The organism is Haladaptatus sp. QDMS2 (assembly GCF_029338295.1).
In the GTDB taxonomy this organism is placed as follows: Archaea; Halobacteriota; Halobacteria; order Halobacteriales; family Halococcaceae; genus QDMS2.
This window is the reverse complement of the sequence record NZ_CP119791.1, coordinates 2,560,572-2,586,683: the sequence shown is the minus strand read 5'-3', so window position 1 is coordinate 2,586,683 and position 26,112 is coordinate 2,560,572. Positions and strand designations below refer to the sequence as shown.

The 26,112-nt window shown below is 63.1% G+C and carries 34 protein-coding genes and 1 pseudogene; 18 read left to right on the top strand and 17 right to left on the bottom strand.

Going from position 1 to position 26,112, the window contains the following annotated elements:
• Window positions 1–41: 41 nt before the first annotated feature.
• Window positions 42–1,103, bottom strand: coding sequence for a zinc-dependent alcohol dehydrogenase family protein (locus P1M51_RS14095; protein ID WP_276274623.1), 1,062 nt, complete (start codon window positions 1,101–1,103; stop codon window positions 42–44).
• Window positions 1,104–1,205: 102 nt separating this feature from the next.
• Here P1M51_RS14095 and eif1A point away from each other — a divergent pair, with 102 nt between their 5' ends.
• The 7 genes from eif1A to thsA all read left to right on the top strand — a co-directional run bounded on the left by eif1A (window position 1,206) and on the right by thsA (window position 8,352).
• Window positions 1,206–1,502 (top strand): translation initiation factor eIF-1A, encoded by a 297-nt coding sequence (gene eif1A, locus P1M51_RS14090; RefSeq protein WP_276245801.1) that lies wholly within the window; start codon window positions 1,206–1,208, stop codon window positions 1,500–1,502.
• 51 nt (window positions 1,503–1,553) lie between these two features.
• Entirely contained in the window at window positions 1,554–2,396 is an 843-nt protein-coding gene (gene rio1 / locus P1M51_RS14085) for a serine/threonine-protein kinase Rio1 (protein ID WP_276245800.1), read from the top strand.
• Window positions 2,397–2,572: 176 nt separating this feature from the next.
• Window positions 2,573–3,724, top strand: a complete 1,152-nt coding sequence (locus tag P1M51_RS14080) for a tryptophan--tRNA ligase (protein WP_276274622.1) — start codon at window positions 2,573–2,575, stop codon at window positions 3,722–3,724.
• 39 nt (window positions 3,725–3,763) lie between these two features.
• Window positions 3,764–4,624 (top strand): helix-turn-helix transcriptional regulator, encoded by an 861-nt coding sequence (locus P1M51_RS14075; protein ID WP_276245798.1) that lies wholly within the window; start codon window positions 3,764–3,766, stop codon window positions 4,622–4,624.
• 95 nt (window positions 4,625–4,719) lie between these two features.
• Window positions 4,720–5,955: an MFS transporter gene (locus P1M51_RS14070; RefSeq protein ID WP_276245797.1), complete on the top strand. Its 1,236-nt coding sequence runs from the start codon at window positions 4,720–4,722 to the stop codon at window positions 5,953–5,955.
• Window positions 5,956–6,005: 50 nt separating this feature from the next.
• The gene (locus P1M51_RS14065; RefSeq protein ID WP_276245796.1) at window positions 6,006–6,554 is read left to right on the top strand and encodes a pre-rRNA-processing protein PNO1; all 549 of its coding nucleotides are present in this window, start codon (window positions 6,006–6,008) and stop codon (window positions 6,552–6,554) included.
• Between the two features lie 133 nt (window positions 6,555–6,687).
• Window positions 6,688–8,352 (top strand): thermosome subunit alpha, encoded by a 1,665-nt coding sequence (gene thsA, locus P1M51_RS14060; RefSeq protein ID WP_276248446.1) that lies wholly within the window; start codon window positions 6,688–6,690, stop codon window positions 8,350–8,352.
• A gap of 145 nt (window positions 8,353–8,497) precedes the next feature.
• Here thsA and P1M51_RS14055 read toward each other — a convergent pair whose 3' ends face one another.
• Together P1M51_RS14055 and lrp are read right to left on the bottom strand one after the other, a co-directional pair.
• Window positions 8,498–8,722, bottom strand: coding sequence for a hypothetical protein (locus P1M51_RS14055; RefSeq protein ID WP_276274621.1), 225 nt, complete (start codon window positions 8,720–8,722; stop codon window positions 8,498–8,500).
• A gap of 63 nt (window positions 8,723–8,785) precedes the next feature.
• The gene (gene lrp, locus P1M51_RS14050) at window positions 8,786–9,244 is read right to left on the bottom strand and encodes an HTH-type transcriptional regulator Lrp (RefSeq protein ID WP_276245794.1); all 459 of its coding nucleotides are present in this window, start codon (window positions 9,242–9,244) and stop codon (window positions 8,786–8,788) included.
• Between the two features lie 126 nt (window positions 9,245–9,370).
• On the opposite strand from lrp, the gene glnA reads away from it, so the two are divergent.
• A complete protein-coding gene (gene glnA / locus P1M51_RS14045) occupies window positions 9,371–10,744 on the top strand; it encodes a type I glutamate--ammonia ligase (RefSeq protein ID WP_276245793.1) in 1,374 nt (457 codons plus the stop codon).
• Between the two features lie 21 nt (window positions 10,745–10,765).
• Here glnA and P1M51_RS14040 read toward each other — a convergent pair whose 3' ends face one another.
• From P1M51_RS14040 to P1M51_RS14030, 3 genes are read right to left on the bottom strand one after another with little or no spacing between them, the layout of a single operon-like run.
• Window positions 10,766–11,653: a phosphatase PAP2 family protein gene (locus P1M51_RS14040; protein ID WP_276245792.1), complete on the bottom strand. Its 888-nt coding sequence runs from the start codon at window positions 11,651–11,653 to the stop codon at window positions 10,766–10,768.
• Window positions 11,650–12,897, bottom strand: a complete 1,248-nt coding sequence (locus P1M51_RS14035) for a YihY/virulence factor BrkB family protein (protein ID WP_276245791.1) — start codon at window positions 12,895–12,897, stop codon at window positions 11,650–11,652. The genes P1M51_RS14040 and P1M51_RS14035 overlap by 4 nt, the downstream gene beginning before the upstream one ends.
• A 21-nt stretch (window positions 12,898–12,918) precedes the next feature.
• A complete protein-coding gene (locus tag P1M51_RS14030; RefSeq protein ID WP_276245790.1) occupies window positions 12,919–13,716 on the bottom strand; it encodes a YihY/virulence factor BrkB family protein in 798 nt (265 codons plus the stop codon).
• Between the two features lie 87 nt (window positions 13,717–13,803).
• Between P1M51_RS14030 and P1M51_RS14025 the strand changes: the two genes are divergently transcribed.
• The gene (locus tag P1M51_RS14025; RefSeq protein WP_276274620.1) at window positions 13,804–14,175 is read left to right on the top strand and encodes a hypothetical protein; all 372 of its coding nucleotides are present in this window, start codon (window positions 13,804–13,806) and stop codon (window positions 14,173–14,175) included.
• Here the strand turns inward: P1M51_RS14025 and P1M51_RS14020 are convergent.
• Entirely contained in the window at window positions 14,168–15,280 is a 1,113-nt protein-coding gene (locus P1M51_RS14020) for a tRNA (guanine(26)-N(2))-dimethyltransferase (RefSeq protein WP_276245788.1), read from the bottom strand. The two genes, P1M51_RS14025 and P1M51_RS14020, sit on opposite strands and share 8 nt — an antisense overlap.
• A gap of 87 nt (window positions 15,281–15,367) precedes the next feature.
• Here P1M51_RS14020 and P1M51_RS14015 point away from each other — a divergent pair, with 87 nt between their 5' ends.
• Together P1M51_RS14015 and P1M51_RS14010 are read left to right on the top strand one after the other, a co-directional pair.
• Window positions 15,368–15,877: an HPP family protein gene (locus tag P1M51_RS14015; RefSeq protein ID WP_276245787.1), complete on the top strand. Its 510-nt coding sequence runs from the start codon at window positions 15,368–15,370 to the stop codon at window positions 15,875–15,877.
• Between the two features lie 46 nt (window positions 15,878–15,923).
• Entirely contained in the window at window positions 15,924–16,271 is a 348-nt protein-coding gene (locus tag P1M51_RS14010) for a hypothetical protein (protein WP_276245786.1), read from the top strand.
• On the opposite strand, the gene P1M51_RS14005 is transcribed toward P1M51_RS14010, so the two are convergent.
• The 5 genes from P1M51_RS14005 to P1M51_RS13985 all read right to left on the bottom strand — a co-directional run bounded on the left by P1M51_RS14005 (window position 16,268) and on the right by P1M51_RS13985 (window position 18,896).
• The gene (locus P1M51_RS14005) at window positions 16,268–16,786 is read right to left on the bottom strand and encodes a hypothetical protein (RefSeq protein ID WP_276245785.1); all 519 of its coding nucleotides are present in this window, start codon (window positions 16,784–16,786) and stop codon (window positions 16,268–16,270) included. The two genes, P1M51_RS14010 and P1M51_RS14005, sit on opposite strands and share 4 nt — an antisense overlap.
• 61 nt (window positions 16,787–16,847) lie before the next feature.
• Window positions 16,848–17,507: an imidazole glycerol phosphate synthase subunit HisH gene (hisH, locus tag P1M51_RS14000; RefSeq protein WP_276274619.1), complete on the bottom strand. Its 660-nt coding sequence runs from the start codon at window positions 17,505–17,507 to the stop codon at window positions 16,848–16,850.
• Window positions 17,508–17,557: 50 nt separating this feature from the next.
• Window positions 17,558–18,145, bottom strand: a complete 588-nt coding sequence (locus P1M51_RS13995) for a uracil-DNA glycosylase family protein (RefSeq protein ID WP_276245783.1) — start codon at window positions 18,143–18,145, stop codon at window positions 17,558–17,560.
• A gap of 26 nt (window positions 18,146–18,171) precedes the next feature.
• A complete protein-coding gene (locus tag P1M51_RS13990) occupies window positions 18,172–18,723 on the bottom strand; it encodes a DUF99 family protein (RefSeq protein ID WP_276245782.1) in 552 nt (183 codons plus the stop codon).
• The gene (locus P1M51_RS13985; protein WP_276245781.1) at window positions 18,720–18,896 is read right to left on the bottom strand and encodes a DUF5786 family protein; all 177 of its coding nucleotides are present in this window, start codon (window positions 18,894–18,896) and stop codon (window positions 18,720–18,722) included. The genes P1M51_RS13990 and P1M51_RS13985 overlap by 4 nt, the downstream gene beginning before the upstream one ends.
• Window positions 18,897–19,060: 164 nt before the next feature.
• On the opposite strand from P1M51_RS13985, the gene P1M51_RS13980 reads away from it, so the two are divergent.
• The 3 genes and pseudogenes from P1M51_RS13980 (at window position 19,061) to P1M51_RS13975 (ending at window position 19,967) form a co-directional block, all read left to right on the top strand.
• Window positions 19,061–19,669, top strand: coding sequence for an MBL fold metallo-hydrolase (locus tag P1M51_RS13980; protein WP_276245780.1), 609 nt, complete (start codon window positions 19,061–19,063; stop codon window positions 19,667–19,669).
• 41 nt (window positions 19,670–19,710) lie between these two features.
• Window positions 19,711–19,788 (top strand): annotated as a pseudogene (locus P1M51_RS20135) (hypothetical protein); the annotation flags it as partial.
• A gap of 32 nt (window positions 19,789–19,820) precedes the next feature.
• Complete coding sequence (locus tag P1M51_RS13975; RefSeq protein ID WP_276245779.1) at window positions 19,821–19,967, top strand: hypothetical protein; 147 nt, start codon at window positions 19,821–19,823, stop codon at window positions 19,965–19,967.
• 5 nt (window positions 19,968–19,972) lie between these two features.
• Here P1M51_RS13975 and P1M51_RS13970 read toward each other — a convergent pair whose 3' ends face one another.
• The 5 genes from P1M51_RS13970 to P1M51_RS13950 all read right to left on the bottom strand — a co-directional run bounded on the left by P1M51_RS13970 (window position 19,973) and on the right by P1M51_RS13950 (window position 22,529).
• Window positions 19,973–20,122, bottom strand: a complete 150-nt coding sequence (locus tag P1M51_RS13970; protein ID WP_276245778.1) for a 50S ribosomal protein L40e — start codon at window positions 20,120–20,122, stop codon at window positions 19,973–19,975.
• Between the two features lie 53 nt (window positions 20,123–20,175).
• Complete coding sequence (locus tag P1M51_RS13965) at window positions 20,176–20,388, bottom strand: hypothetical protein (protein WP_276245777.1); 213 nt, start codon at window positions 20,386–20,388, stop codon at window positions 20,176–20,178.
• 41 nt (window positions 20,389–20,429) lie between these two features.
• Window positions 20,430–20,927, bottom strand: a complete 498-nt coding sequence (locus P1M51_RS13960) for a DUF367 family protein (protein ID WP_276245776.1) — start codon at window positions 20,925–20,927, stop codon at window positions 20,430–20,432.
• Between the two features lie 39 nt (window positions 20,928–20,966).
• A complete protein-coding gene (locus P1M51_RS13955) occupies window positions 20,967–21,584 on the bottom strand; it encodes a DUF502 domain-containing protein (RefSeq protein ID WP_276245775.1) in 618 nt (205 codons plus the stop codon).
• Window positions 21,585–21,692: 108 nt separating this feature from the next.
• Entirely contained in the window at window positions 21,693–22,529 is an 837-nt protein-coding gene (locus P1M51_RS13950) for a proline dehydrogenase family protein (RefSeq protein ID WP_276245774.1), read from the bottom strand.
• Between the two features lie 102 nt (window positions 22,530–22,631).
• Between P1M51_RS13950 and P1M51_RS13945 the strand changes: the two genes are divergently transcribed.
• The 4 genes from P1M51_RS13945 (at window position 22,632) to P1M51_RS13930 (ending at window position 25,979) form a co-directional block, all read left to right on the top strand.
• Window positions 22,632–23,177, top strand: a complete 546-nt coding sequence (locus P1M51_RS13945) for a CDP-2,3-bis-(O-geranylgeranyl)-sn-glycerol synthase (protein WP_276245773.1) — start codon at window positions 22,632–22,634, stop codon at window positions 23,175–23,177.
• A 245-nt stretch (window positions 23,178–23,422) separates the two neighbouring features.
• Entirely contained in the window at window positions 23,423–24,139 is a 717-nt protein-coding gene (locus tag P1M51_RS13940) for a phosphoribosyltransferase family protein (protein WP_276245772.1), read from the top strand.
• 83 nt (window positions 24,140–24,222) lie between these two features.
• Window positions 24,223–25,662 carry an NCS2 family permease gene (locus P1M51_RS13935; RefSeq protein WP_276245771.1) on the top strand — a complete coding sequence of 480 codons (1,440 nt, stop codon included), beginning with the start codon at window positions 24,223–24,225 and terminating at the stop codon, window positions 25,660–25,662.
• A 71-nt stretch (window positions 25,663–25,733) separates the two neighbouring features.
• Complete coding sequence (locus P1M51_RS13930) at window positions 25,734–25,979, top strand: glutathione S-transferase N-terminal domain-containing protein (RefSeq protein WP_276245770.1); 246 nt, start codon at window positions 25,734–25,736, stop codon at window positions 25,977–25,979.
• Window positions 25,980–26,112: the final 133 nt, after the last annotated feature.

Below are 26,112 nucleotides of genomic sequence, written 5' to 3'. Positions count from 1 at the left end.
GGGAGTGCACGGCCTGCCCTCTTAAGTGCGGTGATGGCGGCTCAGAACGTATCGACGACCGGAATCCCGACCGACTCGTAGGTTCCGAGGGCCGCCAGCTTCTCCGGCACCTCGTCGAGGGAGACGGTTTCAGAGACGATTTTGCCGGGGTTTACGCTCCCACTTGCAATCATCCGGAACACCTCGTCGTAGCGGTTTGGCTGCATCCCGAACGCGCCGTAAATCTCCTTTTCGCCCATCGCGATGGCGTCGATTGGCAGGGCGATTTCGCCGCGCTCTTCGCTCGTGGTCAGGCCAATCTGGAGATGCTGGCCGCCCTTAACGAGGCAGTTTACCGAGTTCCGGCAGGTCTCTGCGATGCCAAGGGCGTCCACCGAGACGTGTGCGCCGCCCCCGGTACGCCGTTTTATCTCGCGAGGGACGCTGTCTACGTCCGTCGCGTTCACCGTCTCGTGGGCGCCGAGTTCTCGCGCTCGGTCGAGCTTCTCTGCGCCGATGTCGACGGCGACGACGTTCGCACCGAGGGCCGCCGCGATGTGGACCGCAGAGAGGCCGACGCCGCCACAGCCGTGAACCGCGACCCAGTCGCCGGGAGCCACGTCCACGCGGTGGGCGAGACCGTGAAACGCCGTGGCGAATCGACAGCCGAGGGCCGCAACCGCCGTCGGGTCCACACCCTCGGGGAGCAACACGGCGTTGTGGTCCGCATCGGGGATGGTGAAGCGTTCTGCGAACGCGCCCTGTGCCGGTCCGACGAAACCGAGCGGGACGATGTTCTCACAGATATTCGCCCGGCCCGCCCGGCAGTGCGGACAGGTTCCGTCCGAGAGGTTGAACGGGGTCGTTACCCGGTCGCCCTCGCTGAACTGGGTGACTTCCTCGCCGACCTCCGCAATGATACCGACCGGTTCGTGGCCGAAAATTTGCCCCGGTTTCGGCGTCACGCCGACCCAGTCCCAATCGCCCTGCCAGGCGTGCCAGTCCGACCGGCAGATGCCACAGGCTTCCGTCTCCACGACCACGCCATGAGGCGGGCACGTCGGCGCATCGACCTCTTCTACGGTGAGCGGTTCGCCCACTCCCTGAAACACTACTGCGCGCATTGGTATCAGTCATCGTAGCGAGCGGTTAAGTGTGCTGCACGCGGCAGTTCGGATCTGCCGAAGGTTGCAACTGTTAAATGGCCTGCCGATAAACAGGCCCCCATGAGCGAGAACGAGAGCAACGAGGGCCGGAAGAACCTCCGGATGCCCGACGACGGAGAAGTGTTCGCCATCGTGACGGATATGCTCGGCGCGAACCGTGTGAAAGTGCGGTGCATGGACGGCGTCGAGCGGACCGCTCGAATTCCCGGTCGAATGCGAAAGCGCGTCTGGATTCGCGAAGACGACGTGGTTATCGTCGAGCCCTGGGACTGGCAAGACGAGAAGGCCGACATCGTCTGGCGCTTCGAGAAGGCAGACGCAGACCAGTTGCGCCGCGAAGGCCACATCACGGCCTGACACGCCCGGAGCACCACCGCTTTTACGGTTCCACCCCGTACGCTCCGGTAGATGAGCGACGACCACGGCCTCGTTGACACCGAGATGGCCGACACAGACGAGTGGGAGGAAATCCACGTCGAAGACAGCGAGGCCGACCGCATCGCAAAGAGCCACGACCGCGACTTCGAGGAGTTCGCGATTCGGCTCAAGGACACAGAGCAGTTCAAAGTAGAGGGGGCTGTGTTCGACGATGCGACGCTCGCCGCACTCTACAAACTCGTTCAAGACGGCTACATCGACGCCTTCGGCGGGCCGATTTCGACCGGCAAGGAGGCGAACGTCTACCTCGCAGACGGCCCCGACGGCGAAATCGCGGTGAAGGTGTACCTCATAAACACGAGCAACTTCCGCCAGATGCGTGACTATCTGGAGGGCGACCCACGTTTCGAGGGCATTGGCAACCAGAAACGCCAGGTCGTGATGGCGTGGGTGAAAAAGGAGTTCGCGAACCTCAGGCGGGCGAAGGAAGCGGGCGTTCGCGTCCCGAACCCCATCGCCGTCGAACGCAACGTGCTCGTGATGGAGTATCTCGGCCAGGGCGACGACCGCGCCCGCCGGCTCGGCGAAGTTCACATCGAGAACCCCGAAACCGCCTTCGAGGTCGTCCGTGAGTACATGTGCCGTCTCTACGATTCCGGTCTCGTCCACGGCGACCTCTCTGAGTACAACATCGTCGTCCACGAGGGCGAACTCACCATCATCGACCTCGGACAGGCGGTCACCGTCCACCACCCGAACTCCCGCGATTTCCTCGAACGCGACTGTCGGAATATCGCGAACTTCTTCGCCCGCCAGAGCGTCGACACCGACGGAACATCCCTGCTCGCACACGTCACCGAGCAGGAACGCTAAAGTTCTCACGGCAACTTCTTTCTCGCATGGAGTCCGCTTTCGACTGGCGCTGGCCCGGTTCGAGAGCGGACAGTTTCGCCTGTGCAGGCGTCGCGGCCTAACCCGACAGCCCGCCCGTCGACGGCTCCCTCGCTCTCTTTTCGCACCGTCTTCAGACCACCAGCGACGCACCCACAATGCCAGCATCCAATTCCGTCACCCCGTACGCCGTCTCCGGCGAGGTCGATTACGAGAAACTCCTTGCCGAGTTCGGCGCAGACGCACTGACTACAGACCACCTCGAACACTTTCCACAGCCGGTTCACCCGCTCGTTCGCCGTGGGGTGTTTTACGCCCACCGCGACGTAGACCGTTACCTCGCTGCCGCGAACGCCGGCCAGCACCACTCTATCGTCACCGGCATCGGACCTTCCGGACCGATGCACCTCGGCCACATCCAGGTGTTCTCCCTCGCACAGCACCTGCAAGACCAGACCGGCGCGACGGTCTACATCCCGCTTTCGGACGACGAGAAGTACTTCGCGAAGGACCAGACCCTCGCGCAAGGGCGCGCCTACACGCGAGACAACCTCAAGGACCTGCTCGCCGTCGGGTTCGACCCCGAGAACACCCGTATCCTCGTGGACACGCAGGACGCGGACGTGGTGTACCCCGCGGCCGCCGCGTTCGCGAAGCACCTCACGCCCGCCACCATCTCGGCGACGTACGGCGACCCGCCGAACATCGGCCTTGGGTTCTACCCGGCGGTGCAGGCCGCCCACCTCGTGCTCCCGCAACTCGTCCACGGCGCACATCCGACGCTCGTCCCGATTGCCGTAGACCAGGACCCTCACGTCCGCCTCTGTCGGGACGTGGCCGACCTGCAGAAGGTCCCCGTGTCGAAACCGGGAGCGCTCCTCGGGAAATTCCTCCCGAGTCTCGCCGGGCCGGGGAAGATGAGTTCGAGCGACGACGCCCCCTCGATTCGCCTCACCGACGACCGGGAGACGGTGACCGAGAAACTCCAGCAGTACGCCTTCTCGGGCGGGCAATCGAGCCTCGATGCCCACCGCGAACAGGGCGGCAATCCCGAAATCGACGTGGCGTTCCAGTACCTGCAGGCGTTCTTCGAACCCGACGACGGCGAACTCGACCGCCTCGCCCGCGAGTACCGTTCGGGAGAGTTACTGAGCGGCGAACTGAAGCAGTACGCCGCGGACAAGATTGCGAACTTCCTCTCCGCCCACCAGTCGCGACGGCCGTCGGACGCGGAACTGGACGAACGACTCGCCCCCTTTAGATTGACCGCGGACGAGCGCCGAGCCGCGCTCGCTGCCCTCGGTCTCTGACGGCGAAACGCTGTTATTCGAGAGTGGCGTTGTGCCGTCATGAACGACTCACGCGCGGACACGCGACCGGACGAGGCGTTCGCGCTGCTCGGCAACGAGACGCGCGTCGCCATCCTGCGTGAACTCGCAGACGCCTCGGACACGCCGCTCTCGTTTTCTGCACTTCGCGAGCGGGTGGGAATGCGCGACAGCGGGCAGTTCAACTACCACCTCGGCAAACTCACTGGTATCTTCATCGATAAGGTCGATGCCGGCTACCGCCTGCGCTATGCCGGGGCGCACGTCATGGGCGCGATTCTGGCGGGTGCCTACGAGCAGGCCGCGACCGTGGGGCCGTTTTCGCTCGACGACCCGTGTCCGGTCTGCGGCGGGACACTCGAATTTTCCTACGAGGACGAACGGGCGCTGGTCGTTTGTGCCGACTGTGACCGGACGACCCTCCAGAGTTCGGTTCCTCCCGGTGTCTTCGACGGCTACGACCCTCACGAGTATCCGATGGTGTACGACCGCTGGATTCGCTCGAAGGTCAGGAGCGTTATCGATGGGTTCTGTCTCTCGTGCGAGGGGCGGTCTATCCCCGAGGTGTTGCTCGACCCGGAGGAGTTCGGCACGGACGACCGGATGGTGCGATTCACCTGCGTGCGGTGTGATGGAACGGTCTACATGACGATTCCCGAGGCGCTCGTCACCGACCCGGCAGTCGTCGCCTTCCACCACGAACAGGGTGTCGCCCTCGACGCCGAACCGACGTGGCGACTCGAGTGGCTCGACGATACCACCGTCGAGACGGTTTCGACCGACCCGCTTCGGCTTCGCGTCACGGGTCACGTCGGGGACGGCACGCTTCGGGTGACCATCGACGACTCGCTCACGGTTCTCGAAACGACGCGCGACGGGTAGCCCTCGCGACGATTACAGAAGCGCGTTTCTGCAACTGGTCGGACAGAAATGTATTTCTGCGACCATTTATTCGCCAGTCGTTCGTCCCTTCGTCCGTGCATCCGCTCCTGCGAAACGGCCCGTTCGTCCGCCTCATGACGGGCCGACTGGTGACCAACGCCGGAGACAGTCTCTACTACATCGCGGCGATGTGGCTCGTCTATTCGCTCACGGGGTCTGCGTTCTACACGGGGCTGGCCGGCTTTCTCACGATGCTGCCCGGCGCGTTCCAGTTTCTCGCCGGACCGCTCGTCGACCGCGTTTCGATTCGCCGCGTCCTCGTGACGACGCAGGTGATTCAGGGCGTTCTGGTGCTCACGATTCCGCTCGCCCACTACACCGGCCACCTCACCGTCTGGTTCGTGCTCACGGTGATGCCCGTCCTCGCCTCGCTCAACCAGCTCGTCTACCCCGCCCAGATTACCGCCCTCCCGCGACTCGTGGACGACGAGCACCTCGTCCCCGCGAACTCGGCGTTCTCTTTTGCTTATCAGGGGGTCGACCTCGTGTTCAACGCCGTCGGCGGCATCGTCGTCGCCGTGTTCGGCGCGGTCACGCTGTTTCTCGTGGATTCGGTGACCTTCGCCGCGGCAGCTCTGTTGTTCTTCTCGGTTCGCGTGCCCCCTGCTGAAGACGCAGACGCCACCGAATCACCCCTGCAGACGTATCTTACGGACCTCCGCGAGGGTATCGCGGCGCTCCGGGCGTCCCCGCTGTTCCTCCTGATTCTCGGCGCGGTGGTCGCGAACTTCGCCTTCGGCGGCTACTTCGCCGTGCTCCCCGCCTACGCGGACACGCTCGGTAACTCCGCGGCGTACGGCCTGCTGCTCGCCGCCTTATCCGCGGGGATGCTCGCCGGGGCGCTCGGCGCGGGGACGGTAGACCACTTCGCGTTTGGCCGACTCATCGTCGTCTCGTATCTACTCTCGGGCGTACTCTGGGTGCTCGCCGTCCTCGCCCCGTCGCTCGCGCTGACCGCGGCCCTGTTTGCGGTTGCGGCCGTGCCCATCGGCGCGACGAACGTCCTCGTCATGACGCTCGTCCAGACGAGCATGCCCGAGCGACTCGTCGGGCGGGTCACGTCTGTCCTCGTGAGCATGGCGACGGTGGCGACACCCTTCGGCGCACTCCTCGGTGGGGCGGCGGCGGATGCCTCCGGCCCGACGGTCGTCATGCTCGCTACGGGCGTCTCGTTCGTCTTCGTCGCCGGCTACGTCACCGCCCTGCCGCGGCTTCGAAAACTGGGGCCCATCGGCGACGTGGAGTTCGCTGTTGGGGCCGCTGCCGACTGATTCGTTCCGTGTGCGAAGGCTTAAAACGCCGTGAGAAAGTAGTGAGGCGCATGCAACACGTGAAGATTCCGCAGGACCGCATTGGCGTCCTTATCGGTGAAGGCGGTGCGACGATGCGCGAAATCGAAGCGCGTGCAGAGGTGCGCCTCGACATCGATTCCGAATCCGGGTCGGTGAAAGTCGAGTCGGTTGGCGACCCCATCTCCGGGCTGAAAGGGCCCGACGTGGTGCGTGCAATCGGTCGTGGCTTCTCCCCGGACGACGCCCTCTCGCTGCTCAACGACGATTTGATGATGTTCGACCTCATCGACATCGACGCCCACAGCAGGAACAAAAACGACCTGAAACGCCAGAAAGGTCGGCTCATCGGCGAGGGCGGCCGCACCCGCCAGTTGATGGCCGAACTCTCGGGCGCATCGGTCACCATCTACGGCTCCACCCTCGGCATCATCGGGACGCCAAAGCAAGTGGAAGTCGCCCGGCGGGCCGCCGAGATGATTCTCGACGGCGCTCCCCACGGGACGGTGTACTCCTATCTCGAACGGGCGCACAACGAACTGAAGACTCAGGGGATGGAGTACCACAACTTCTCCGGATAATCCTATTTAAACTCTCGTTTGACACGGCTTCACACACCTCTCGACGGGGTCTGTGTGGTACGATTTCTCACCGGACCGGCAAAAGATTCATATAGAAGCACATTCAATCTGTTGACTGATTATGGCTCAGCGAATGGGCAACCAGCCCCTCATCGTACTTTCGGAGGACAGCCAGCGCACCTCAGGTCGAGATGCGCAGTCGATGAACATCACCGCCGGCAAGGCGGTCGCCGAGGCGGTACGCACGACACTCGGCCCGAAAGGGATGGACAAGATGCTCGTCGATTCGATGGGCTCGGTCGTCGTCACGAACGACGGCGTCACCATCCTCAAAGAGATGGACATCGAACACCCGGCGGCGAACATGATCGTCGAAGTCGCCCAGACTCAGGAGGACGAAGTCGGTGACGGGACGACCACAGCCGTCGTCATCACGGGCGGCCTCCTCCAGCAGGCCGAGGACCTCTTAGAGCAGGACATCCACGCGACCACGCTCGCACAGGGGTACCGCCAGGCCGCAGCCAAGTCCAAGGAGATTCTCGAGAACATCGCCATCGACGTCTCCGAGGACGACGAGGAGATTCTCACCCAGATTGCCGCGACCGCGATGACCGGCAAGGGCGCAGAGAGCGCGAAGGACACGCTCTCGAAGCTCGTCGTCGACGCCGTTCGCGCCGTCGCAGACGAGGACGGTATCGACACGGACAACATCAAAGTCGAGAAGGTCGTCGGCGGCTCCATCGACGAGTCCGAACTCGTCGAGGGCGTCATCATCTCGAAAGAGCGCGTCCACGACAACATGCCGTACAGCGTCGAGGACGCGAACGTCGCAGTTCTCGACCAGGCCCTCGAAATCAAGGAGACGGAAATCGACGCCGAAGTCAACGTCACCGACCCGGCCCAGCTCCAGCAGTTCCTAGACCAGGAAGAGAAGCAACTGAAGGAGATGGTCGACAAGCTCAAAGCCGTCGGCGCTGACGTCGTCTTCTGCCAGAAGGGCATCGACGACATGGCCCAGCACTACCTCGCGAAGGAAGGCATCCTCGCGGCCCGCCGGGTCAAGAAGTCCGACATCAAGCGCCTCGCTCGCGCGACGGGAGCTCGCGTCGTCTCGAACTTAGAGGACATCGAGGAAGCGGACCTCGGCTACGCCGGTTCCGTCGCCCAGCGCGACGTCGGCGGCAAGGACCGCATCTTCGTCGAGGACGTGAAGGAAGCGAAGTCCGTCACGCTGATTCTCCGCGGCGGCACCGAGCACGTCGTCGACGAAGTCGAGCGCGCCATCGAGGACTCCCTCGGCGTCGTTCGCGTCACGCTCGAAGACGGCAAAGTCCTGCCCGGCGGCGCGGCTCCGGAGACGGAACTCGCCCTCGGTCTGCGCGACTACGCCGACTCCGTCGGCGGCCGCGAGCAGCTCGCCGTCGAGGCGTTCGCAGACGCAATCGACGTCATCCCACGCACCCTCGCAGAGAACGCTGGCCTCGACCCAATCGACAGTCTCGTCAATCTTCGCTCGAAGCACGACGCAGGCGAGACGACGACGGGTCTCGACGCTTACACCGGCGACATCATCGACATGCAAGCCGAAGGCGTCGTGGAGCCACTCCGCGTCAAGACGCAGGCCATCGAATCCGCAACCGAAGCCGCGGTCATGATCCTCCGCATCGACGACGTCATCGCCGCAGGCGACCTCTCCGGCGGCCAGGTCGACGGCGACGACGACGACATGGACATGCCACCGGGCGGCGGTGGCATGGGCGGCATGGGCGGTATGGGCGGTATGGGCGGCGCAATGTGAAATTGAGCAGGTAACAATTTCACATGGGCTGTCGAGTATAACTCGGCAAAGCGGCTGAAAATCGTCCCTAGACACCCTACACCCACTACCCCGCGGTTCCAGTACCGACTCGAAAACCAGACATTCTTCTTTCGTCGCCGCGCCGCTAGACGCGGCCACGGTTCCACGGATGGTGCGATTGCTGCCCGGCGAGTCGTGTCAGGTACACGAACAGGCCGAGGCCGGCCACGCCAGCGACGAGTGCGCCGGCGTGGCCGTCCATCGTCAGCACGCCGAACAGGCCGCCGAGAACGAGAAAGACGACGATGCCGATACGGAATCGGGACGTCGCTTGTTCGACCTGTTTTCGCGTCTGTGGGGCGGGAGCCATACCACCGACTTTCATGTCAACTGGCTTAGATGTGAGTGCTGGAAAACGTGACTGTTCGGGAGTCTACTCTTCGATTTCTAAGTCGAACTGCTCGTGCTCTGCGGCGGCGTTGAGCACGACGCTCGTGTTCGACTCTTTGATTTCCGGCTCCACGAGCAGCGCCTTGATTTGCTTGTTCATGTCGTCTGTGTCCTTGAACTTGCCAATCGCGATGATGTCGTGGTCGCCGGTGACTTCGTACACCGAGACCATCTGGCGGTGGGTGCGAAGCTGTTCGGTGATGTCTGGGAGCGCAGACCCTTCGACTTTGAGCTGGATGACGGCGGTGACGCCGTAGCCGAGTTTGTCGTAGCTCACCTTTGGCGTGTAGCCGGTGATGACGCCCTCTTCCTCTAAATTCTTCAGGTGGTTCGAGACGGTGGTCACGGAGACGTCGAGTTCGTCTGCGAGGCTGCGAAGGCTTGCCCGCCCGTCTTTGAGGAGCGCGTTGATGAGTTTGCTGTCGAGATTTTCGTACGTCATATTTGCTATCACTTTCCCCACCCATTAGAATTTTACGAATATCCAATTTTACCCCGCGATTCGGAGAGTTGCGCCGACCATTAGTGTTTTAATGGTTGAGGTAGTCCGAAGGCATGTAAGAGAAAGATGACAAACGAAAATATTGCCCCTGATGGTGGTCTTTCGGCGGAAGCGCAGGCAGTCGTTGACAAAATCGAAGAGAACAACGTAGACTTCCTTCGACTCCAGTTCACCGACATTCTCGGTACAGTGAAAAACGTCGCTGTCCCCGCCTCGCAAGCCGAAAAGGCCTTCTCGGAGGGCATCTATTTCGACGGGTCTTCTATCGAAGGCTTCGTCCGCATTCAGGAATCGGACATGCGTTTGAAACCCGACCCTTCGACGTTCGCGATTTTACCATGGCGCAACACCGAAGAGAGCGCCTCTGCGCGTCTCATGTGCGACGTCGTGGACACCACGACGGACGAACCGTTCAACGGCGACCCACGCTACGTTCTGAAGCAGGCGCTCGACCGCGCGAAGAAGATGGGTTACAAGGTAAACGCCGCGCCGGAACCCGAGTTCTTCCTGTTCGAGGAAGACGAAGATGGCCGCGCGACGACCATCACCAACGACGCAGGCGGCTACTTCGACGTCGCGCCGAAGGACCTCGCCTCCGACGTTCGCCGCGACATCATCTACGGCTTAGAGAACATGGGCTTCGAAATCGAAGCCAGCCACCACGAGGTCGCAGAGGGCCAGCACGAAATCAACTTCGAGTACGACGACGCCCTGACGACGGCCGACAACGTCGCGACTTTCCGCATGGTCGTCCGCGCTATCGCCGCCGAACACGGCTATCACGCCACGTTCATGCCGAAGCCAATCGCGAAGATCAACGGCTCGGGCATGCACACCCACATCTCGCTGTTCGACGAGGACGGCAACAATGCATTCCACGACGGCGACGACGAGTTCAGCCTCTCTGGGACGGCAAAGCAGTTCCTCGCGGGCGTCCTCGAACACGCCCCGGCGCTCACCGCCGTCTGCAACCCAACGGTTAACTCGTACAAGCGTCTCGTCCCCGGCTACGAGGCACCCGTCTACGTCGCGTGGTCCGACCGCAACCGCTCTGCGCTCATCCGCCGGCCGGCCGCCCGCGTGCCTGCCGCCTCGCGCATCGAACTGCGCTCGCCGGACCCATCGTGCAACCCGTACCTCGCGCTCGCCGTCATCATCCACGCCGGTCTGAACGGCATCGAGCGCGGCCTCGAAGCGCCCGACCCGGTCCGCGAGAACATCTACGAGTTCGACGCCGACAAACGCGCCGAATACGGTATCGACACGCTGCCGGCCAACCTCGGCGAGGCACTCTCTGCGCTCGAAGCAGACGAGGACATGCAGTCCGCACTCGGCGAACACGTCTACGAGAAGTTCATGCAGGCGAAGTCCCAGGAGTACGACGAGTACCGCATCTCCGTCAGCCAGTGGGAACTCGACCGCTACCTCGAGACGTTCTAACTCCCGCTATTCAGGTCTTTTTCAGCGGTTCGCGACGAGCGGCAGCGCCAGTAGCCCGGTGATGACGACGGCGTTACCGAGCAGCGAGACCATCACCGACCCAGTGACCGTCGTCACGATGGCGAGCAGGATGCCGAGCACCGGCAGGCCAACGATGACGGTCAGGAGTGCCTGGCGCCGAGAGGGGAATTGGTCGAGTCGCGGTTCGACGTACTGCCAGGCGAGGATGCCACCGACCGTGCCGCCGACGGCGGCGGCCCCCTCGGTTCCGAAGCCACTGGTGACGAACGCGAACAGCGCGATGGTGGCGGCGACCCAGAACGCGAGTCGCGGGTCTTCGCCAGTGATTCGCCGTTCGACGAGCAGGTAGGTCACGCCAATCGTGATGCCCGCAAGGATGTCCACGAGGTAGTGAACCCCGAGAACGAGTCGCGACAGCGAGATGAGGGCGATGATGGCTCCCGCCGTCACGATTCGGCGGCGGAACGTACTCACACCGAGGGTGAGTGCGAGCCCGCCCCAGACCACCGTCGACCCAAGGGCGTGCCCGCTCGGAAAGCCGTAGCCGTCAGAGACCGCGAGCCACTCGTAGGCGGCGTGGTAGGCGTCTGGGATGAACCGACTCCCGGGAACGACGTCCGGCGCGGGTGGGCGGGGAAGTGCGAAGAGGCCCTTGAGCGCGAGGGTGAGCGAGAGCGCCCCAAGCGTAATTGCGATGACGTAGGCGATGCGGTCGCGTGAGACGCCATCGTTCCAGAGTGGCGTGCGCGGGCCGAGCCAGTAGAGCAGCGAGAGGACGAGGAAGTAGAACCACAGGTCGCCGAGTTGCGTGACGAGCGCGAACAGCGGAATAAGTAACTCGGGGACGAGTTCGCGCAGAAATTCGACTACGCCAAAGCTCCTGGTCATCGGTCCTGTCGCCACGCGGTGTAGCGGTCACGCAGTCGACCGGGAACGTTTACCGCCCCACCGACGACGCCGACGGCGAGCATCACGACGTAGAGGCCGAGTGTCGAGAGCCAGACGACGAGCATGGCGAGGATGGCCCAGCCACCCGAGAGGTAGAAGAACGCGCCGAGGGTCATTATGGTCCCGTAGAGCAAAACGAGATACGGCCCCCAGCCGCGGGCGTGGCCGCGTCGCATCCGGCTTCGGACGTATCGTTTCAAGTCGCTTTCGACCTGGTCGCGCTGGACCGTCCGCTGTTCGATTTCCTCCTCGAAGGCCTCTAAGTCCGCGCGGAGGGCGTTGAGTTCGTCGGAAACCGATTCTGCGGCCGCCTCTGTGTCGTCGCGTTCGTCAGTCATGCTCGCCAGTTGTCGCTTGTCACCTCGGGGGCCGCCTTTGTGTAACTGCCGGTCCGTCGATGCGTCGCTGCGCCCGGCGAGGACGGCATTGATGACGGCACCGGCGAGCAGGATGACGCTGCCGAGGTAGAACCACGTCACGAGCAGCAGGCCCGCGCCGATGACGCCGTAGGCTTCGAAGTTGCCCGCCTGCGAGGCGTAGATGCGAAAGCCCGTCTGGAGTATCGTCCAGCCAACCGCGGCGAACGCCGCGCCGGGCAGTGCTTCACGGATGGATACGTCCTTCGCGGGCAAAAAGTAGTACAATGGGACGAACGCCACGGCGAGGAAGACGACGAGGGCGAACGGCCCGATAATCTCCAACACCGGCAGGCCGAGCAGGGAAATCGCCGCGCCGACGGCTGCGGTCAGCGCGAGGCCGCCGCCCACGGCGACGAGCGTCACGAGGCCGTTTTTGAGCTGTGAGACGAGCGAATCGGGCCACTCGCTGTCGTACACCCTGGAGAAGGCGATGTCGAGGGCGCGAAAGATTTTGAGCGCGCTCCAGAGCAGGAACGCGACCCCGATGAGCGTCGCCCCGCCTCGTCCGGCACTTCCGGTGAGCGCCTCCTCGATGGCGGACTGCCCCTGTGCGGAGAGCAGTCCGCTGAGAGAACCCACGATGGCGGCCGCGAACTCCTGACCGCCGAACAGCGACCCGAGGGCGAGAACGAGCAACAACAGCGGAATGAGCGAGATGAACGCGTAGTAGGCGAGACTGGCCGCCAGAAACGTGATTTGGTGGTCCTGGGCCTCACGTAGGATGGTGCGACCCGTGTCGGCGAGGGTGGCGACGCGTTGATTCACACTGCTCTCTTACGAAAAGGACTACAAAAAACTCGGTGGCCGCTCGGGTTTGACGTGGCCGTTGGTGACGGCGTTGTACACGACGCCGAGGAGTAAGCCGATGCCGCCGAGATACAGCCACGTCAGGACGATGAGCGCGAGGCCCGCGAAACTGTAGAGCCGCGACTGGCCGATGGTCGTGATGTAGAGGCGGAAGCCGGCGAACAGGAGCGCCCACGAGGTTGCAGAGATGAGTGCCCCGGGCAGCGCCTCGCGCAGCGGAACCGTCCCCTTCGGGAAGATGCGGAACATCGGGAGGAATACGAGCGTGAGCCCCGGAACCAAGAGCAGTGGGGCGAGATATCTCCAGAACGCGGCATCGAAGTTGATGGCGAGGGCAACGCCCACCACCAGCAAGAGCGCGAGCGCCCCCGTCACGGTGAGGAACGCGAGGAGGATGTTGACGATTCGGTCCCCGATACCGTGCTTTTCCCGGTCGCCGTACATCTCGACGAACACGGCGTCGAGGCCGCGAAACAGCCGCAGCGACGACCAGAAGAGCACGATTCCAGAGAGTGCCGTCGCCCGACTCCGGCCGGCCGCATTCATCACCATCTCCCTAAGTTGCCCCGATTGCGCCGGCAGGACTCGCGAGAGGACGCTGTCGATGACGAACGCCGCGAAGCCGTCACCGCCCCACTTCGAAAGTGCGATGATGAGGAGCAGGACGAACGGGATAAACGATGCGACGGCGAAGTACGCGAGACTCGCCGCCTTTACGTTCAACTGTTTTTCTTTCGCCACGGTGACGACCGACTTCGCGGTGTGGAGGGCGGCCATTCGATGGATAGTCCGTTACCAGTCGGCCCTTTCAAGGGTTTCGGCCACTCCCGTGCATTCTTGACAGTTCGGCCGGAACGAACATCCGTGTCCGAGTACGCCGCCCCGAATGGTCGCCGACAGACGCTCGCGACGTTCCTCGTGACCAGTTCAATCGTCGTCGTAGCTGGATTCCTTGGCGTCACGCCGACGCTGGCACTCGCGGGGGGTTTTGCCATCCTTTCGGCTATGCTGCTCGCTGGCTACTATCTCGTCGCACGCTCAGAACACCTCGCAGTCGCGTGGTTCTCGTTCGCCTTCGCTGCCGTCGTGTTCGCCCTCGAACGCGGCGGGTCGCCCGCCGGGCTCAGGGAAACGGGAGTCAAACTACTCGTGATTGGGCTCTCGTTCGTCCTGTTCTGGCCGCTTATCGAATGGGCGCAGTCAACAGGAGAATCACTCGCAGATTGTCTTAGCTGAATCGAGCGCGGGCGGCGTCCTCGATTTCCGCAATCGTCGCGTCCGTGTGGAAGGTGGTTCCGCCGTAGTGGGCGCGTCGCGCCTCGTAGCCCGCTTCGTGGAGCACCTCCAGGAAGTCGTCCATCGCCGGGGCCGAGATGCCCCACTGCTTGCAGACCTTGTGCTGGTCGAAGTGGAACGGGAGGTCGAGTTCGTCCTCGATGGTGGCGAGCATGCGTTCTGCTTTCTTCGCCTGCCCCATCTCCTCGCTCAACTGGTCGCGGACCTGCGCAGTGAAGTGACGGTCACGAATTGCACCGAGCCAGACCGGGCCAGCGGTGACCATACTCGTCTCGCAGTTCGGGCACGCGGCTGGGGGGTGGGCAATCATCCCGTCCTCCCACTCGCGGTGCATGCACTCGTTGCAGTGGTGGACGTAGCCGAGTTCGTCAATTGCGTGGTTCGCGTCCGTCGCCCGAGGACTGCACTCGAGGTACACCCGGACGTAGTGGCGGGTGACGTGACTGAGGATGGGCGTGACGCCAACGTCGTAGCGGGCGGCGGTCCGGGCGAGCGCCGAGAGGAGAATGCGGAGCCCCATCTCCGCGTGGTAGTCTGTGTTTCGGGGGACCGCCGAGTACTTGCGGACGCCGGAGTTGAAGTGCGCGCCACAGAGCGGGGCGGTGTCCGTCGCCGTCACACAGACGAGGTTGCGGGCGCTGTTGAACGCAGCGTCGGCGAAGGGGATGGGCGTTCCGAAGGGGTCTACGTCCACCACGTCGAAGCGTTCTTCGTGCATGAGGGCGTTTGCGTTTCGGCGGACGGCGGTCCCAGCGAGGCCGTTTCGCTCGAAGTTCTCTTCGCAAAGCGAGACGGCTTCCTCGTCTACGTCACAGCAGGTAGCCTCCCACCCCTCGTTCGCGGCTCTAACCCCGCGGATACCGCTTGCTGCTGTCGCATCTAGGTACGAACTGGCGTACTCGTTTCGCTCGGCGTAGGCCCGAAGGACGGCGATGGTGATGTCGCGATTCAACTCCTGGTTCGGATTGAAGAACACGGCGTCCTCGATCGAGTCGCCTGACTGTTCGGGTACCGCCACCTCGATGGCCCCTTCCCGGACGTTCATGCCTGTTCTCTCCGGCGATAGACGAAAAGGGACACGCTCTCGGTGCGAGAAGAAGGTGTTTTCTTGCTCCGCCGGCAGCACACCGATATGCGTCGTCGCCGCCTGCGAACGAGCCTCTACGCCGGGGCGCTGTTCACCGTCCTCGGGGCGCTCGCGTGGGTCACGGGCCAGCCGTTCATCTTCCCGAGCCTCGGCCCTTCCGCGTTCATCCTCGCCGTCGAGCAGAAGGGCCCGGCGACGGACCTACGTCGCGTCGTCGGGAGTCACTTCATCGGCGCACTCGCCGGTCTCGTCGCCTATCTCCTGTTCGCGAATGGCGTGGTCGTCACGGCCACACTCGCTCCCTCCTCGCCGGACGGCCTTCGTCTCGCTGCGAGCGGCATCCTCTCCATCTCCCTCACCAGCTTCGGGATGTTCGAAACTGACACCGTCCACGCTCCGGCGTGTGCGACCACCCTCATCGTCTCGCTCGGGCTGCTCTCGACGCCGTACGAGGCGGCGACCATCGTCGTGAGCGTCACCATTCTCGTCGCCGCACATCAGGTCACCTGCCGCTCCATCGAGCGATTCCGCGCCGGGGACCCCAGCCGCACCTGATACGGGTATCGCATGGGTTTTTGGTGCGCACGCCGTAGGGTCTGGCGTGAACGCGGTCGACCGCTGGCAGGCCGATTTGGCTGAACGTGGCTCGCTAGCCCCCGCTATCGTCGACCGCATCATCTCCGTCCACGGGTCGCGGGGCGTCCGCGCCATCGAGGCCGTCTCAGAGATGCGAGTCAAACAGTACCGAGACTTCACCGTCGTCGTCGGCCACGAGGACGAGTACGTCGTCGAAGGCCGAGCCTGTGGCTGTCAGGACGCGGCGTTCAATCTGGACAAGGACGACCCAGAACAGCTGTGCTGGCACGTGCTGGCCGCGGAAATCGCCCGTCGCATCGACATGGTGGACGAACACGACATGTGGTACTCGGACGTCCGCGAGTTCCTCTAGGTGGTCGCGTCGCTGCCGCCGGCGTTCGCGCCGCTTCCCGACCCATCCGGTCCATTTTCGAACCACTGCGTTTCTTCGCCGTTGTATTCGACGGTCACGTTGAAGCGGTCTGCCTGACCGTGAGGGACCTCGAACGTCAGGTGGTAGCGAGCCATCGCCTGACAGTTACGCGCGGCCTTTTCTGGTACTTCTTCACTCTCGAAGGAGACGACGTACCGTCGCTCACCCACCTTCGTGATGGTCGGGTCGGTGAGGGCGTAGTTCGCGTCGGGAACGGTGACGTTGGCCCGCGTCTCGATGACCGTAGCTCGGTCGCTACCCCGCTGTGTCGACGTGATGTTCCGATTCGTGGTTTCGACGCACTGACCGCCTCCGGATTCGAAGGAGAGGACGCGGGCCTCGTCGGGAGCGGGTCCGTCGGGTGATCCAAATTCGGCAGACTGGTAGACGCCACCCGCAACGACGCCGACGAGAACGACGGTGAGGGCGATGGCGACAGCGATGAGCGCGCGCATCGAGTCCCACTGCGTCCGCTCCGTATATTAACTCTCGCGTGACACAAAAACCGATTTTAGCTTACGCCGAATCGCAGATATCGACGAAATTCCGCAGGATGCGAAGGCCGGTCTCGCCGCTCTTTTCTGGGTGGAACTGCGTGCCGAAGATAGTGCCCGATTCGTTTGCGATGATGGCGGGGAACTCGACGCCGTAGTCGGTCGTGGCGACAATCGCGTTCTCGTCGTCGGGAACGGCGTAGTAGGAGTGGACGAAGTAGGCGTGTTCACCATCAATGCCCTCCACGAGTGGGTGGTCGCGTTTCACGGTGAGTTCGTTCCAGCCCATGTGCGGGACCTTCTGGCCCTCGCGGAACTTGACGTTGTTTCCAGGGATGAAATCGAGACCGGTGACGTCGCCCTGTCCGGCCCGGTCTGCCTCTTCGCTCGCGGTCAGGAGCATCTGCATTCCGAGGCAGATGCCGAAAATTGGTTGGCCACGGTCGGCGGCGTCGCGGAGCGCCTCACGGTAGGGAGCGGCGTTCTCGACACCTTCACGGAAGGCACCAACGCCGGGGAGGACGATGCCGTCTGCGTCGGCGAAGCGGTCGGGGTCGTCGGTGATTTCGACCGCCGCACCGGCGCGTTCCAGCCCGCGGGTCACGCTCCGGAGGTTGCCGAGGCCGTAGTCCACGACGACGACGTCGGCCGTCGTCGCCTGTTGTGGGGCACGCTGGCTCATACGCTAGCTAGAGGGGGTCTCGAACAAGTCGCTTTCCGTTGCGGTGAAACTCAGTAGTCGCCGAGTCGGGACTGGTCGCCGGTCTCATTCGTGGTCTCTGCGGCCTTCGTGAGCGTCTTCACGAACGTCTCGGTCTGACTGCGGTCGTAGAGCGTCGCGGCCGGGTGTACAGAAACGAGGATGCGCCGGGGCTTGCCACCAATCGCTTTGTCCACGATGCTGCCGGCCTCGTTGGTCACGGCGACGGAGCGACCAAGGAGGTGTTCAGAGGGGACCTTCCCGAGCGTGACGATGAGTTCTGGGTCCACGCGGTCGATTTCGTTCTCCAGATACTCACGACAGTTTGCGAGTTCCTCTTTGCGTGGGTTGCGGTTGTCCGGCGGGCGACACCGCACGCAGTTGGTGATGCGGACGACCTCTCGCTCCAAGCCCACGTCGCGCAGCGTGTCGCTGAGGACGGTCCCGCTGCGCCCGACGAAGGGTTCGCCCTGCTCGTCTTCCTGTGCGCCCGGGCCCTCGCCGACGAAGAGAATGTCTGCATCGGCGGGACCGACCCCATTGACAATTTGCGACCGACACTCGACGAGTTCGGGACACCGTGTACACTCGACGACGTCGAGTCCTTCCATTGTTCCCATTGGAAAAAACTGCGAGACGTGCATACTTAATGCCACCACTCGTCGGCCGCCCGGGCGGCCAACCTGGCGACGCGAAGTGGCTCCGGGCGGCCGCCTTCCGGCGTGAATCCCCGCACCAGTTCGGCGGCCTCGTCGGGTTCACAACCCACACACCGAACCCACACCGTCTCCGCCCCAACTTGAAGTTCGTGACGCGGAGGAAGTGCCTCGTAGATGGCCAGACGGGCGTCGAGTTCCGTCCCGTCGAAGGCGTCTCGCAGTCCGGTTTCGAGACCATCGCTCGCCTCGTAGGTGACCGAAATGACCGGGCGCGCTGTCGCCTCGTGGAGTCGGTGGAGGTCCACGAGGTTGTACCACGCGAGAGCGATGCCCGAAACCATGACCGACTGGACGTCCTCGCGGCCCAGCCGGTCGTAGAGGTCACTGATAGCGTCCGTCGCGTCGAGGCCACCGACCGTACACTCGCCGAAAGAAAAGCCGTCTACGATGCGGCTGGCGCGGGTGACGACGCCAGCCAGCGTGCTCCGTTCGTCGCGGAACGACTCGGCGACACCGAGCGTCCGCACTCCTGACTTCACTGCTGTTTGATTTCCTGGAGGCGGTCGAGCAGTTCGTCGTTCGAAGCGCCGTTTTCGAAGTCGATGCTCCCCTGATGGTCGTTCTCGCTGGTCGCTACGCCGTCACTCTCGTCTAAGTCACCGTCGACTTCCTGTCGCTCCTGTTCAGACTCGTCGTAGCTCCCAAATCCCATGGGCAACCATTGTGGATTCTCGGGGAAAAAAGCCACGCCACCTATCACGTGCGTGATGCCCGACACCTTCAGTTCGCTGTCCGCGTCACTATCGCCAGACGGGCCTGCCGTCTCTCACTTGCCGTCCCCGGTAGCCTCAAGAACCCCCGGGCCAAGTGGACGGTATGGAAGTTATCAATATCACCGAAGATGCGGAGGTGTTCACCTGCAACGCCTACCTCGTTCTCGGTGAGCGGACGGTGCTCGTCGACGCAGGTGCGATGGACGGCGTCGTAGCGGCCATCCGCGAGCACACCGATTCGCTGGACGCGGTCGTGCTCACCCACCAGCACGGCGACCACGTCTCGGAACTGGCGACAGTTCTCGATGCGTTCGACTGTCCGTGCTACGCCTACGGCGACCACGACCTTCGGACGGACCACTTAGACGACGGCGACACCGTCGAAATCGGCGACGAGGAGTTCGAGGCCATCTACTCGCCCGGCCACGCCGCAGACCACATCGCCCTCACCAGTGACGCTACCATCTTCTCCGGGGACGTCGTGGTCCACAACGACGCGGCCTTCGACTACGGCAGCTTCGGGCGCACGGACATGCCCGGCCAGTCTCGCGAACGCCTCATCGAAAGCATCAAGGAGATTTTAGCCCGGCTCCCCGAGGGCGTCGAACACATGTACTCGGGCCACGGCGACGAGTTCCACGGCGACGTCCGCGACGTCATCGAGACGGCACTCGGCCGCGCAGAGCAGCGAAAATCGAAGTACCCCGAGTAATCGAGCAACCGTTTTTTCTCACTTTCAATCGCCTTTCAGCTATGGCTGGCTCACTGAATCTCGCCCCCGAGTTCTGGGGGCAGGGCCACGGCACCGAGGCGAGTCGCCTCGTGACTGACTACGGCTTTCGCGAACGCGGCTTACACCATGTGTGTGCAGAAACGATGCCCCGAACGAAGCCTCGGCGCCCATCTGGCAGCGCCTCGGCTATCGACACGAGGAGACGTTCGAAGAAGCGGCGATTCTGGACGGTGAGCGCGTCGCGGTAGCCCACTACGCCATTCTCGCCCGCGAGTAGCTCGATTAGGCTGCGCGGCGCTCTTTGCTCTTCGGGCGGAGTTTCGCGTAGCCGCACTTGCGGCACTTTTCTGCGCGCTTCGGGTTCCGTGCGTTGCACCGCATGCAGATCATCTTCTCGAGAATCCGCTTTTCCGCGGCTTCAAAGCTGGCCATACTGGCGGGGTACCGTCTGTGGCGGTTAAAATGTTCCGAGTTGGGCCGGCAGGTCACCCGAGCAGGAAGCCGACCAACCCGACGAGACACAGGCTAACGCCCACGATTCGAGTGAGGGCGACGCGCCAATCTGCGGGTTCGACTTCGTCCCACGGAGTCGTGCTGCCGACGGCGTCGAGACGCTCTTGGAGTCGCGAGATTCGGTATGGCCAGATGGCGGCCGGAAGGCCGAATGCGATGAGGACGAGGCCGACTGGATTGACCATACATAACAAATCAACGACACGTAGAATAAGCCTTCTGGAGGTCAGTTCCCCCGGTCCAGATACTCCTGTTGGACCTCGACGACTTCCGCAGAATCGGCACACACGGCGTACCGACGCAGGGGTTCTTCGTTCATCTCCAAGAAGGTGTGGCCCCAGCGGAATTTCGAGAGAATTTCTTCTGCGTGGTCGTACTCCCCGAGAATCGCGAGTCCGGCGGCGAAGGCTTCCACCGTGTTCAACTGGAAGGGCTTCCCGTAGTTTACGGGGTTCGCGGCGACGAGGAAGGGGAGCGCCCGGTGTTCGCCGCGCATTTTGAACATCGCCTCGCCCGCGGTTTCCCACGAGCAGTCGAGCGCGACGAGGTTCGATTGCCCCGCGTCGGCGGGCGAGAGCGCCTGCTCAGCGTGCGGATTCAGAATCACGCCGTAGGGGGTCGCCCGCGCAGAGCGGTGTAACTCACAGAGGTCGAATCGTGCGAGTTTACGGGCGGTACATTTCTTCGGGTCGTCGTCGCCCTCGTAGCGGACGTGCAGCTTCACTGGCGAGAGGTAGGGCGGAGGAAAGTAAAGGCGCTGCGTTCAGTCGTCGTCGCCGGGCGTAGGCGTCTCGCCGTCTTCGTGGACATCGATTTTCACGCCTGCCTTATCGCGGTTCTCCCCGAATCCGGCCGACAGAACGCGGATGAGTGCGTCCTCTACCTTCTCGTCGATTTCTTCGAAGCGGTCCGATTCGGCTTCGATGACGAATCCGGTGGTGATGTTCGGTGAGGTCGGTAAGAAGAGCACTTCGCGGCCGTCGGGAGCCATCTTTCCGGTCTTGAACGCGGTCATGCGGAGGCCGTCCCACGTCTCGACCTTGACGGGCTTCTGGAGGTCCTCGGTGCCGGTGAGGGCCGTCTCGATGGCCATCTTCGAGGCGTTGTAGACGATGCGAAGGCCCGGCAGGCGGTTCATTGCACTGTCGATTGTCTCTTCGACGAAACTCCCGAATGCCGTGCGCATCAGGTAGCCAACCGACAGGACGAACAGCGAAAAGACGATGAGCGTCAGGATGACGCCGAGCCAGATCGGTTCGATGTTGGCGAACCCCGAAATCGACGCGATCAGGACGTACAGTCGGAAGACGACGTACGCGACGACGAGGATAGGGATGAGGACGACCAGGCCGCTGGCCATATCACGTTTCCAGGAGGCCATTTGACGGTACCAACACGCCCAACGATTATCAGCCCTTTCCTTCGCGTCGATTACACTATCGGACAGCAGTCACTCAGCAAACGTGAACGATTCGGCAGATAGCGCGGCTCAGCGCCCGACGATGGCCCGAAGCGCGAACAGGACGTTCTCTTTGCGTTCCATGACGCGGCGATAGAAGTATTGCGCCCAGCGGTCGCCGTAGGGCACGTACTGCCACATCTCGTACTCTTCTGCGAGTTCGTACTGCGCCGATTCCCGCACGCCCATCAGCATCTGAATCTCGAAGTCCGTCCCGTACTCCTCGTGGAGTTCCTTCGCGTAGGCAATCATCGCCGGGTCGTGGCTCCCGACGGCGATGCCGCCCTCGAACTCCTCGAACATGAACTTCAGGTAGTCCTTGTACGCCTGATTCACGTCCGCTTTATCCTTGAAGGCGATTGCTTTCGGTTCGTCGTACGCCCCTTTCACGAGTCGAATCTTGCCCGGCACGTCGACGAGTCGTTCTAAGTCTGCTTTGGTGCGCTTCAGATTTGCTTGAATCGCGAGCCCTACGCCGCCCTCGTGTTTGCGGGCGAGTTCCTCGAACACGTCGAGGGTGTCGTCGGTCGTCGTGTGGTCCTCCATGTCGATCCAGACGAAGACCCCTTTGTCTGCGGCGTGGTCGACGATGCGCGTGACGTTCTCCCCGAACACGTCAGCGCCGAAGTCGAGGCCTACCTGTGACGGTTTCACCGAGATGCAGGCGTCGAGATTCGCCGCGGCGATTTCGTCGACGAGGTCGATGTATACGTCGGCGTCGGCGTCGGCCTCGGCGCGCTCGTCGTAGTGTTCGCCGAGCAGATTGAGGATGGCCTTGACGCCCCGTTCGTTGAGTTTTCGGGTGTGGTCTAAGACGGTCGCCTCCGTCTCACCGGCCACGAATTTGCTCGCGATGGGCGGAATCATTGCAGGCACTTTTTTCGCTCCCCTATTCAGAATGTTGTTTTGACTACGTCCCAGACGAGAACCACCCGAGATTAAGTCACCGCCGCGATTCAGGGAGAGTATATGGGTATCTTTGCGGTGATTGCGATTGCCTTCTGGGCGATGCTGCCGGCCTACATCCCCAACAACGCGGCGGTCCTCTTCGGCGGCGGCCCGCCGATCGACGGCGGTCGAACGTGGCGGGGCAGACGGATTCTCGGCGACGGGAAGACCTGGCGCGGAACCGCCGCCGGAACGCTCATCGGCGTCCTCGTCGGCGTCGCGCTAAACGCCATCCGCCCCTCGCTCAACCAGCTGCTCGACTTCACCCTCCCGGCGTTCCCGCTCGTCGCCGCCTTCAGCCTCGCCTTCGGTGCGATGCTCGGCGATATCCTCGCTTCGTTCATCAAGCGCCGGTCGGGACGCGAACGCGGGGCCGCTTTCCCCCTGCTTGACCAACTCGACTTCGTCGTCGTGGCGCTCCTGCTCACCTTCCTCGTCGCAACCGGCTGGTTCAGACAGACGTTCACCCTCCCCGTCATTGTGACCGTGCTCATCCTCACGCCGGTTCTCCACATCCTCACGAACGTAATCGCCTACGTTCTTGGACTGAAGAACGAACCCTGGTAACGCACCTTTTTACAACTCGGGTTCGCCTTCGACGAACCGCTCGTTGCAAAAACGCGCCCGAAAAAACCGAACGCTCGCTTCGCTCACGTTCGGGTGTTACACTGGACAGCTTCCACACCGCAACCGCACCGCTCTTCGTTCTTCTCCCGTAACACGACGCCGCCGTGCTAATGCACGTCAATGGTTACTTCCAGCACGACAATCCATCGATGTATTCATAACTGTGCAAACGTGAGGTACAGGGCATGAATCGAGCGGAGAAAGCCGCCATCCAGTTGCAGGCAGTCGCCGTCTTGCGAATGCTGAAGCAGAGTCGGACCTACGACGAGCTCGCCGACCTCACCGGCCTCCCCGCCGGTGACCTGAATCGCTACGTCAACGGCCACGTCCTCCCCGGCGTCGAACGCGCCCGCGAAGTCGTCGGCGGCGTCGGCCGCGAGGAACTCGCCCGCGAACTACACTCTCGCATCCGGGTGGACGACGAAGGCTACGTGGACAACTCCGGCGTCGTCTTCGACCAGTCCTTCTTGGACCTCGTCGCCCCAATCGCCGCAGATGCCTTCGAATTCGAAACGCCCGACGTGGTGCTCACGGCCGCCACCGACGGCATCACGCTCGCCGCCGCGATGGCGAGTTACTTCGGCGCACGGCTCGCCTACGCGAAGAAGTCGAAGGAGACCGCCGTCGAGGACTTCATCGAGGCCCGCCAGCGCCTCCAGTCTGGCATCGAACTCACCTACTACCTCCCGAGTTCGGCCATCGACGCGAACGACTCCGTGCTCGTCGTCGACGACCTGATTCGTTCGGGCGAGACGCAGGAACTCCTCCTCGACATCGCCGCGAGTGCCGACGCCGACGTGGGTGGCGTGTTCGCGCTGATCGCCGTGGGCGAGGAGGGCATTGGCCGAGCGCGCGAACTCACCCCAGCCCCGGTCGGCGCGCTCACCCAGCTCGAACCGTGAGGTATTCACGTCTGTGCTGATTTTCGTGGCGAAGATTGGATAAGACTTAAGTCTACTTCAGGCGCTGTGCTTAAACGTGCATTATGGCGATAACTGACACAATTGCCGATTACTTCGGCTTCGAGGAATACAACACGGACCTCCGGACGGAGGTTCTCGCCGGGCTCACGACGTTCCTCACGATGTCCTACATCGTCGTCGTCAACCCAGCGATTCTCAACCTCGCAATCGACGTCCCCGGGCGCACCGACGCACAAACTTTCCAGATGATTGCGGTCGTCACGCTCATCTCCGCCGCCATCGCCACGCTCGTGATGGCCTTTTACGCGAATCGGCCGTTCGCGCAGGCTCCGGGCCTCGGCCTGAACGCGTTCTTCGCGTTCACCGTCGTCCTCGGCCTCGGCGTCCCGTGGCAAACGGCGCTCGCCGCCGTCGTCGTCGAGGGGATTTTGTTCATCGCGCTCACCGCCATCGGGGCACGTGAGTTCATCATCGGGCTGTTCCCCGAACCCGTCAAATTCGCCGTCGGAACCGGTATCGGGCTGTTCCTCGCCATCATCGGCCTCGAAGCCATGCGCGTCGTCACCGGCGACGCCGCCACCTTCGTCGCCTTCAACCCAGTTTTCGCCTCCGACCCGGTCGCCATCATCTCGGCGGTCGGCCTCTTCGTCACCTTCGCGCTCTACGCCCGCGGCGTTCGCGGATCTATCATTCTCGGCATCATCCTCACCACCATCGCTGGCTACGCGGCCCACGCGATGGGCTACCGGGCGTTCCCGGCAGACCAGGCCCCACAGGGCACGACGCTCGCCGACAGTTCGCTCGTCGGGTCGACCCAGATTGCCTACTCCGCCGCAGGCTACGACATCACGCCACTCGTCGGCGCATTCATCCAGGGCTTCCAGAACGTCGACGCCCTCGCCTTCTCGCTCATCGTCTTCACGTTCTTCTTCGTGGACTTCTTCGACACTGCAGGCACGCTGACGGGTGTCGCGCAGGTGGCGGGCTTCCTCGACGAAGATGGTGACCTGCCAGACATCGACAAACCGCTCATGGCCGACGCAGTCGGCACCACCGCGGGCGGCATCCTCGGCACCTCGACGGTCACGACGTACATCGAATCCGCGACTGGCGTCGAGGAGGGCGGTCGCACGGGTATGACTGCACTCGTGGTTGGCCTCCTGTTCCTCGCCTCGCTCGCGCTCGTCCCACTCGCCGCGGCCGTCCCGCTCTACGCCTCGCACCTCGCGCTGGTGGTCGTCGCGGTGCTCATGCTCCGTAACATCGCGGACGTGCAATGGGACAAAATCTCCCACGCCGTTCCGGCGGGTCTGACCATCCTCGTGATGCCATTCACGTTCTCCATCGCCTACGGCATCGCCGCGGGCATCATCTCCTACCCGCTCGTGAAGGCTGCCGTCGGTGAGGCACGCGACGTCCACGCCGGCCAGTGGATTCTCGCCGTGCTGTTCGTCTTCTACTTCTTCGTCCGTACGAGCGGCTTGCTCGCCGGCCAACTCTGAACTGGCCGCTGGTGTGCGCGGGCCGCACACCGCCAGTTGGCTTTTTATGCTTCCACCCATACGTGTGTCTGATGAGTTCCATTCAACTCTACGAACTCCCCGGGTGCCCGTTCTGTGCGAAGGTCACGAGCAAACTCGACGAACTGGACCTCGAGTACGAATCCATCGAGGTACCGGCCGCGCGTAGCGAGCGCACCGAAGTGAAGGATGTGAGCGGTCAGACCGGCGTTCCCGTCCTCGTCGACGAAGAACACGACGTCTCCGGCATGCCAGAGAGTTCGGACATCGTCCAGTACTTAGAAGAGACCTACGCGTAATCCCGCGTTCCCGGACCGTTCGTCGCGGTGGCGTTCGCCAACGCCACCCACACCCCCTCGTTTCGACTGGAGAACTGGCCGCGAGATAGCAGATTCACCGCCCTGATTTTTACTCCCCTCGCGCCAACTGCAC

Excerpts from the sequence above, each read along its gene's own strand:
- P1M51_RS14095 (WP_276274623.1), bottom strand. The coding sequence starts at position 1,103 with ATGCGCGCAGTAGTGTTTCAGGGAGTGGGCGAACCGCTCACCGTAGAA.
- eif1A (WP_276245801.1), top strand. The coding sequence starts at position 1,206 with ATGAGCGAGAACGAGAGCAACGAGGGCCGGAAGAACCTCCGGATGCCC.
- rio1 (WP_276245800.1), top strand. The coding sequence starts at position 1,554 with ATGAGCGACGACCACGGCCTCGTTGACACCGAGATGGCCGACACAGAC.
- P1M51_RS14080 (WP_276274622.1), top strand. The coding sequence starts at position 2,573 with ATGCCAGCATCCAATTCCGTCACCCCGTACGCCGTCTCCGGCGAGGTC.
- P1M51_RS14075 (WP_276245798.1), top strand. The coding sequence starts at position 3,764 with ATGAACGACTCACGCGCGGACACGCGACCGGACGAGGCGTTCGCGCTG.
- P1M51_RS14065 (WP_276245796.1), top strand. The coding sequence starts at position 6,006 with ATGCAACACGTGAAGATTCCGCAGGACCGCATTGGCGTCCTTATCGGT.
- thsA (WP_276248446.1), top strand. The coding sequence starts at position 6,688 with ATGGGCAACCAGCCCCTCATCGTACTTTCGGAGGACAGCCAGCGCACC.
- P1M51_RS14055 (WP_276274621.1), bottom strand. The coding sequence starts at position 8,722 with ATGGCTCCCGCCCCACAGACGCGAAAACAGGTCGAACAAGCGACGTCC.
- lrp (WP_276245794.1), bottom strand. The coding sequence starts at position 9,244 with ATGACGTACGAAAATCTCGACAGCAAACTCATCAACGCGCTCCTCAAA.
- glnA (WP_276245793.1), top strand. The coding sequence starts at position 9,371 with ATGACAAACGAAAATATTGCCCCTGATGGTGGTCTTTCGGCGGAAGCG.
- P1M51_RS14040 (WP_276245792.1), bottom strand. The coding sequence starts at position 11,653 with ATGACCAGGAGCTTTGGCGTAGTCGAATTTCTGCGCGAACTCGTCCCC.
- P1M51_RS14030 (WP_276245790.1), bottom strand. The coding sequence starts at position 13,716 with ATGGCCGCCCTCCACACCGCGAAGTCGGTCGTCACCGTGGCGAAAGAA.
- P1M51_RS14020 (WP_276245788.1), bottom strand. The coding sequence starts at position 15,280 with ATGAACGTCCGGGAAGGGGCCATCGAGGTGGCGGTACCCGAACAGTCA.
- P1M51_RS14015 (WP_276245787.1), top strand. The coding sequence starts at position 15,368 with ATGCGTCGTCGCCGCCTGCGAACGAGCCTCTACGCCGGGGCGCTGTTC.
- P1M51_RS14005 (WP_276245785.1), bottom strand. The coding sequence starts at position 16,786 with ATGCGCGCGCTCATCGCTGTCGCCATCGCCCTCACCGTCGTTCTCGTC.
- hisH (WP_276274619.1), bottom strand. The coding sequence starts at position 17,507 with ATGAGCCAGCGTGCCCCACAACAGGCGACGACGGCCGACGTCGTCGTC.
- P1M51_RS13995 (WP_276245783.1), bottom strand. The coding sequence starts at position 18,145 with ATGGGAACAATGGAAGGACTCGACGTCGTCGAGTGTACACGGTGTCCC.
- P1M51_RS13985 (WP_276245781.1), bottom strand. The coding sequence starts at position 18,896 with ATGGGATTTGGGAGCTACGACGAGTCTGAACAGGAGCGACAGGAAGTC.
- P1M51_RS13980 (WP_276245780.1), top strand. The coding sequence starts at position 19,061 with ATGGAAGTTATCAATATCACCGAAGATGCGGAGGTGTTCACCTGCAAC.
- P1M51_RS13970 (WP_276245778.1), bottom strand. The coding sequence starts at position 20,122 with ATGGCCAGCTTTGAAGCCGCGGAAAAGCGGATTCTCGAGAAGATGATC.
- P1M51_RS13965 (WP_276245777.1), bottom strand. The coding sequence starts at position 20,388 with ATGGTCAATCCAGTCGGCCTCGTCCTCATCGCATTCGGCCTTCCGGCC.
- P1M51_RS13955 (WP_276245775.1), bottom strand. The coding sequence starts at position 21,584 with ATGGCCTCCTGGAAACGTGATATGGCCAGCGGCCTGGTCGTCCTCATC.
- P1M51_RS13950 (WP_276245774.1), bottom strand. The coding sequence starts at position 22,529 with ATGATTCCGCCCATCGCGAGCAAATTCGTGGCCGGTGAGACGGAGGCG.
- P1M51_RS13945 (WP_276245773.1), top strand. The coding sequence starts at position 22,632 with ATGGGTATCTTTGCGGTGATTGCGATTGCCTTCTGGGCGATGCTGCCG.
- P1M51_RS13940 (WP_276245772.1), top strand. The coding sequence starts at position 23,423 with ATGAATCGAGCGGAGAAAGCCGCCATCCAGTTGCAGGCAGTCGCCGTC.
- P1M51_RS13935 (WP_276245771.1), top strand. The coding sequence starts at position 24,223 with ATGGCGATAACTGACACAATTGCCGATTACTTCGGCTTCGAGGAATAC.
- P1M51_RS13930 (WP_276245770.1), top strand. The coding sequence starts at position 25,734 with ATGAGTTCCATTCAACTCTACGAACTCCCCGGGTGCCCGTTCTGTGCG.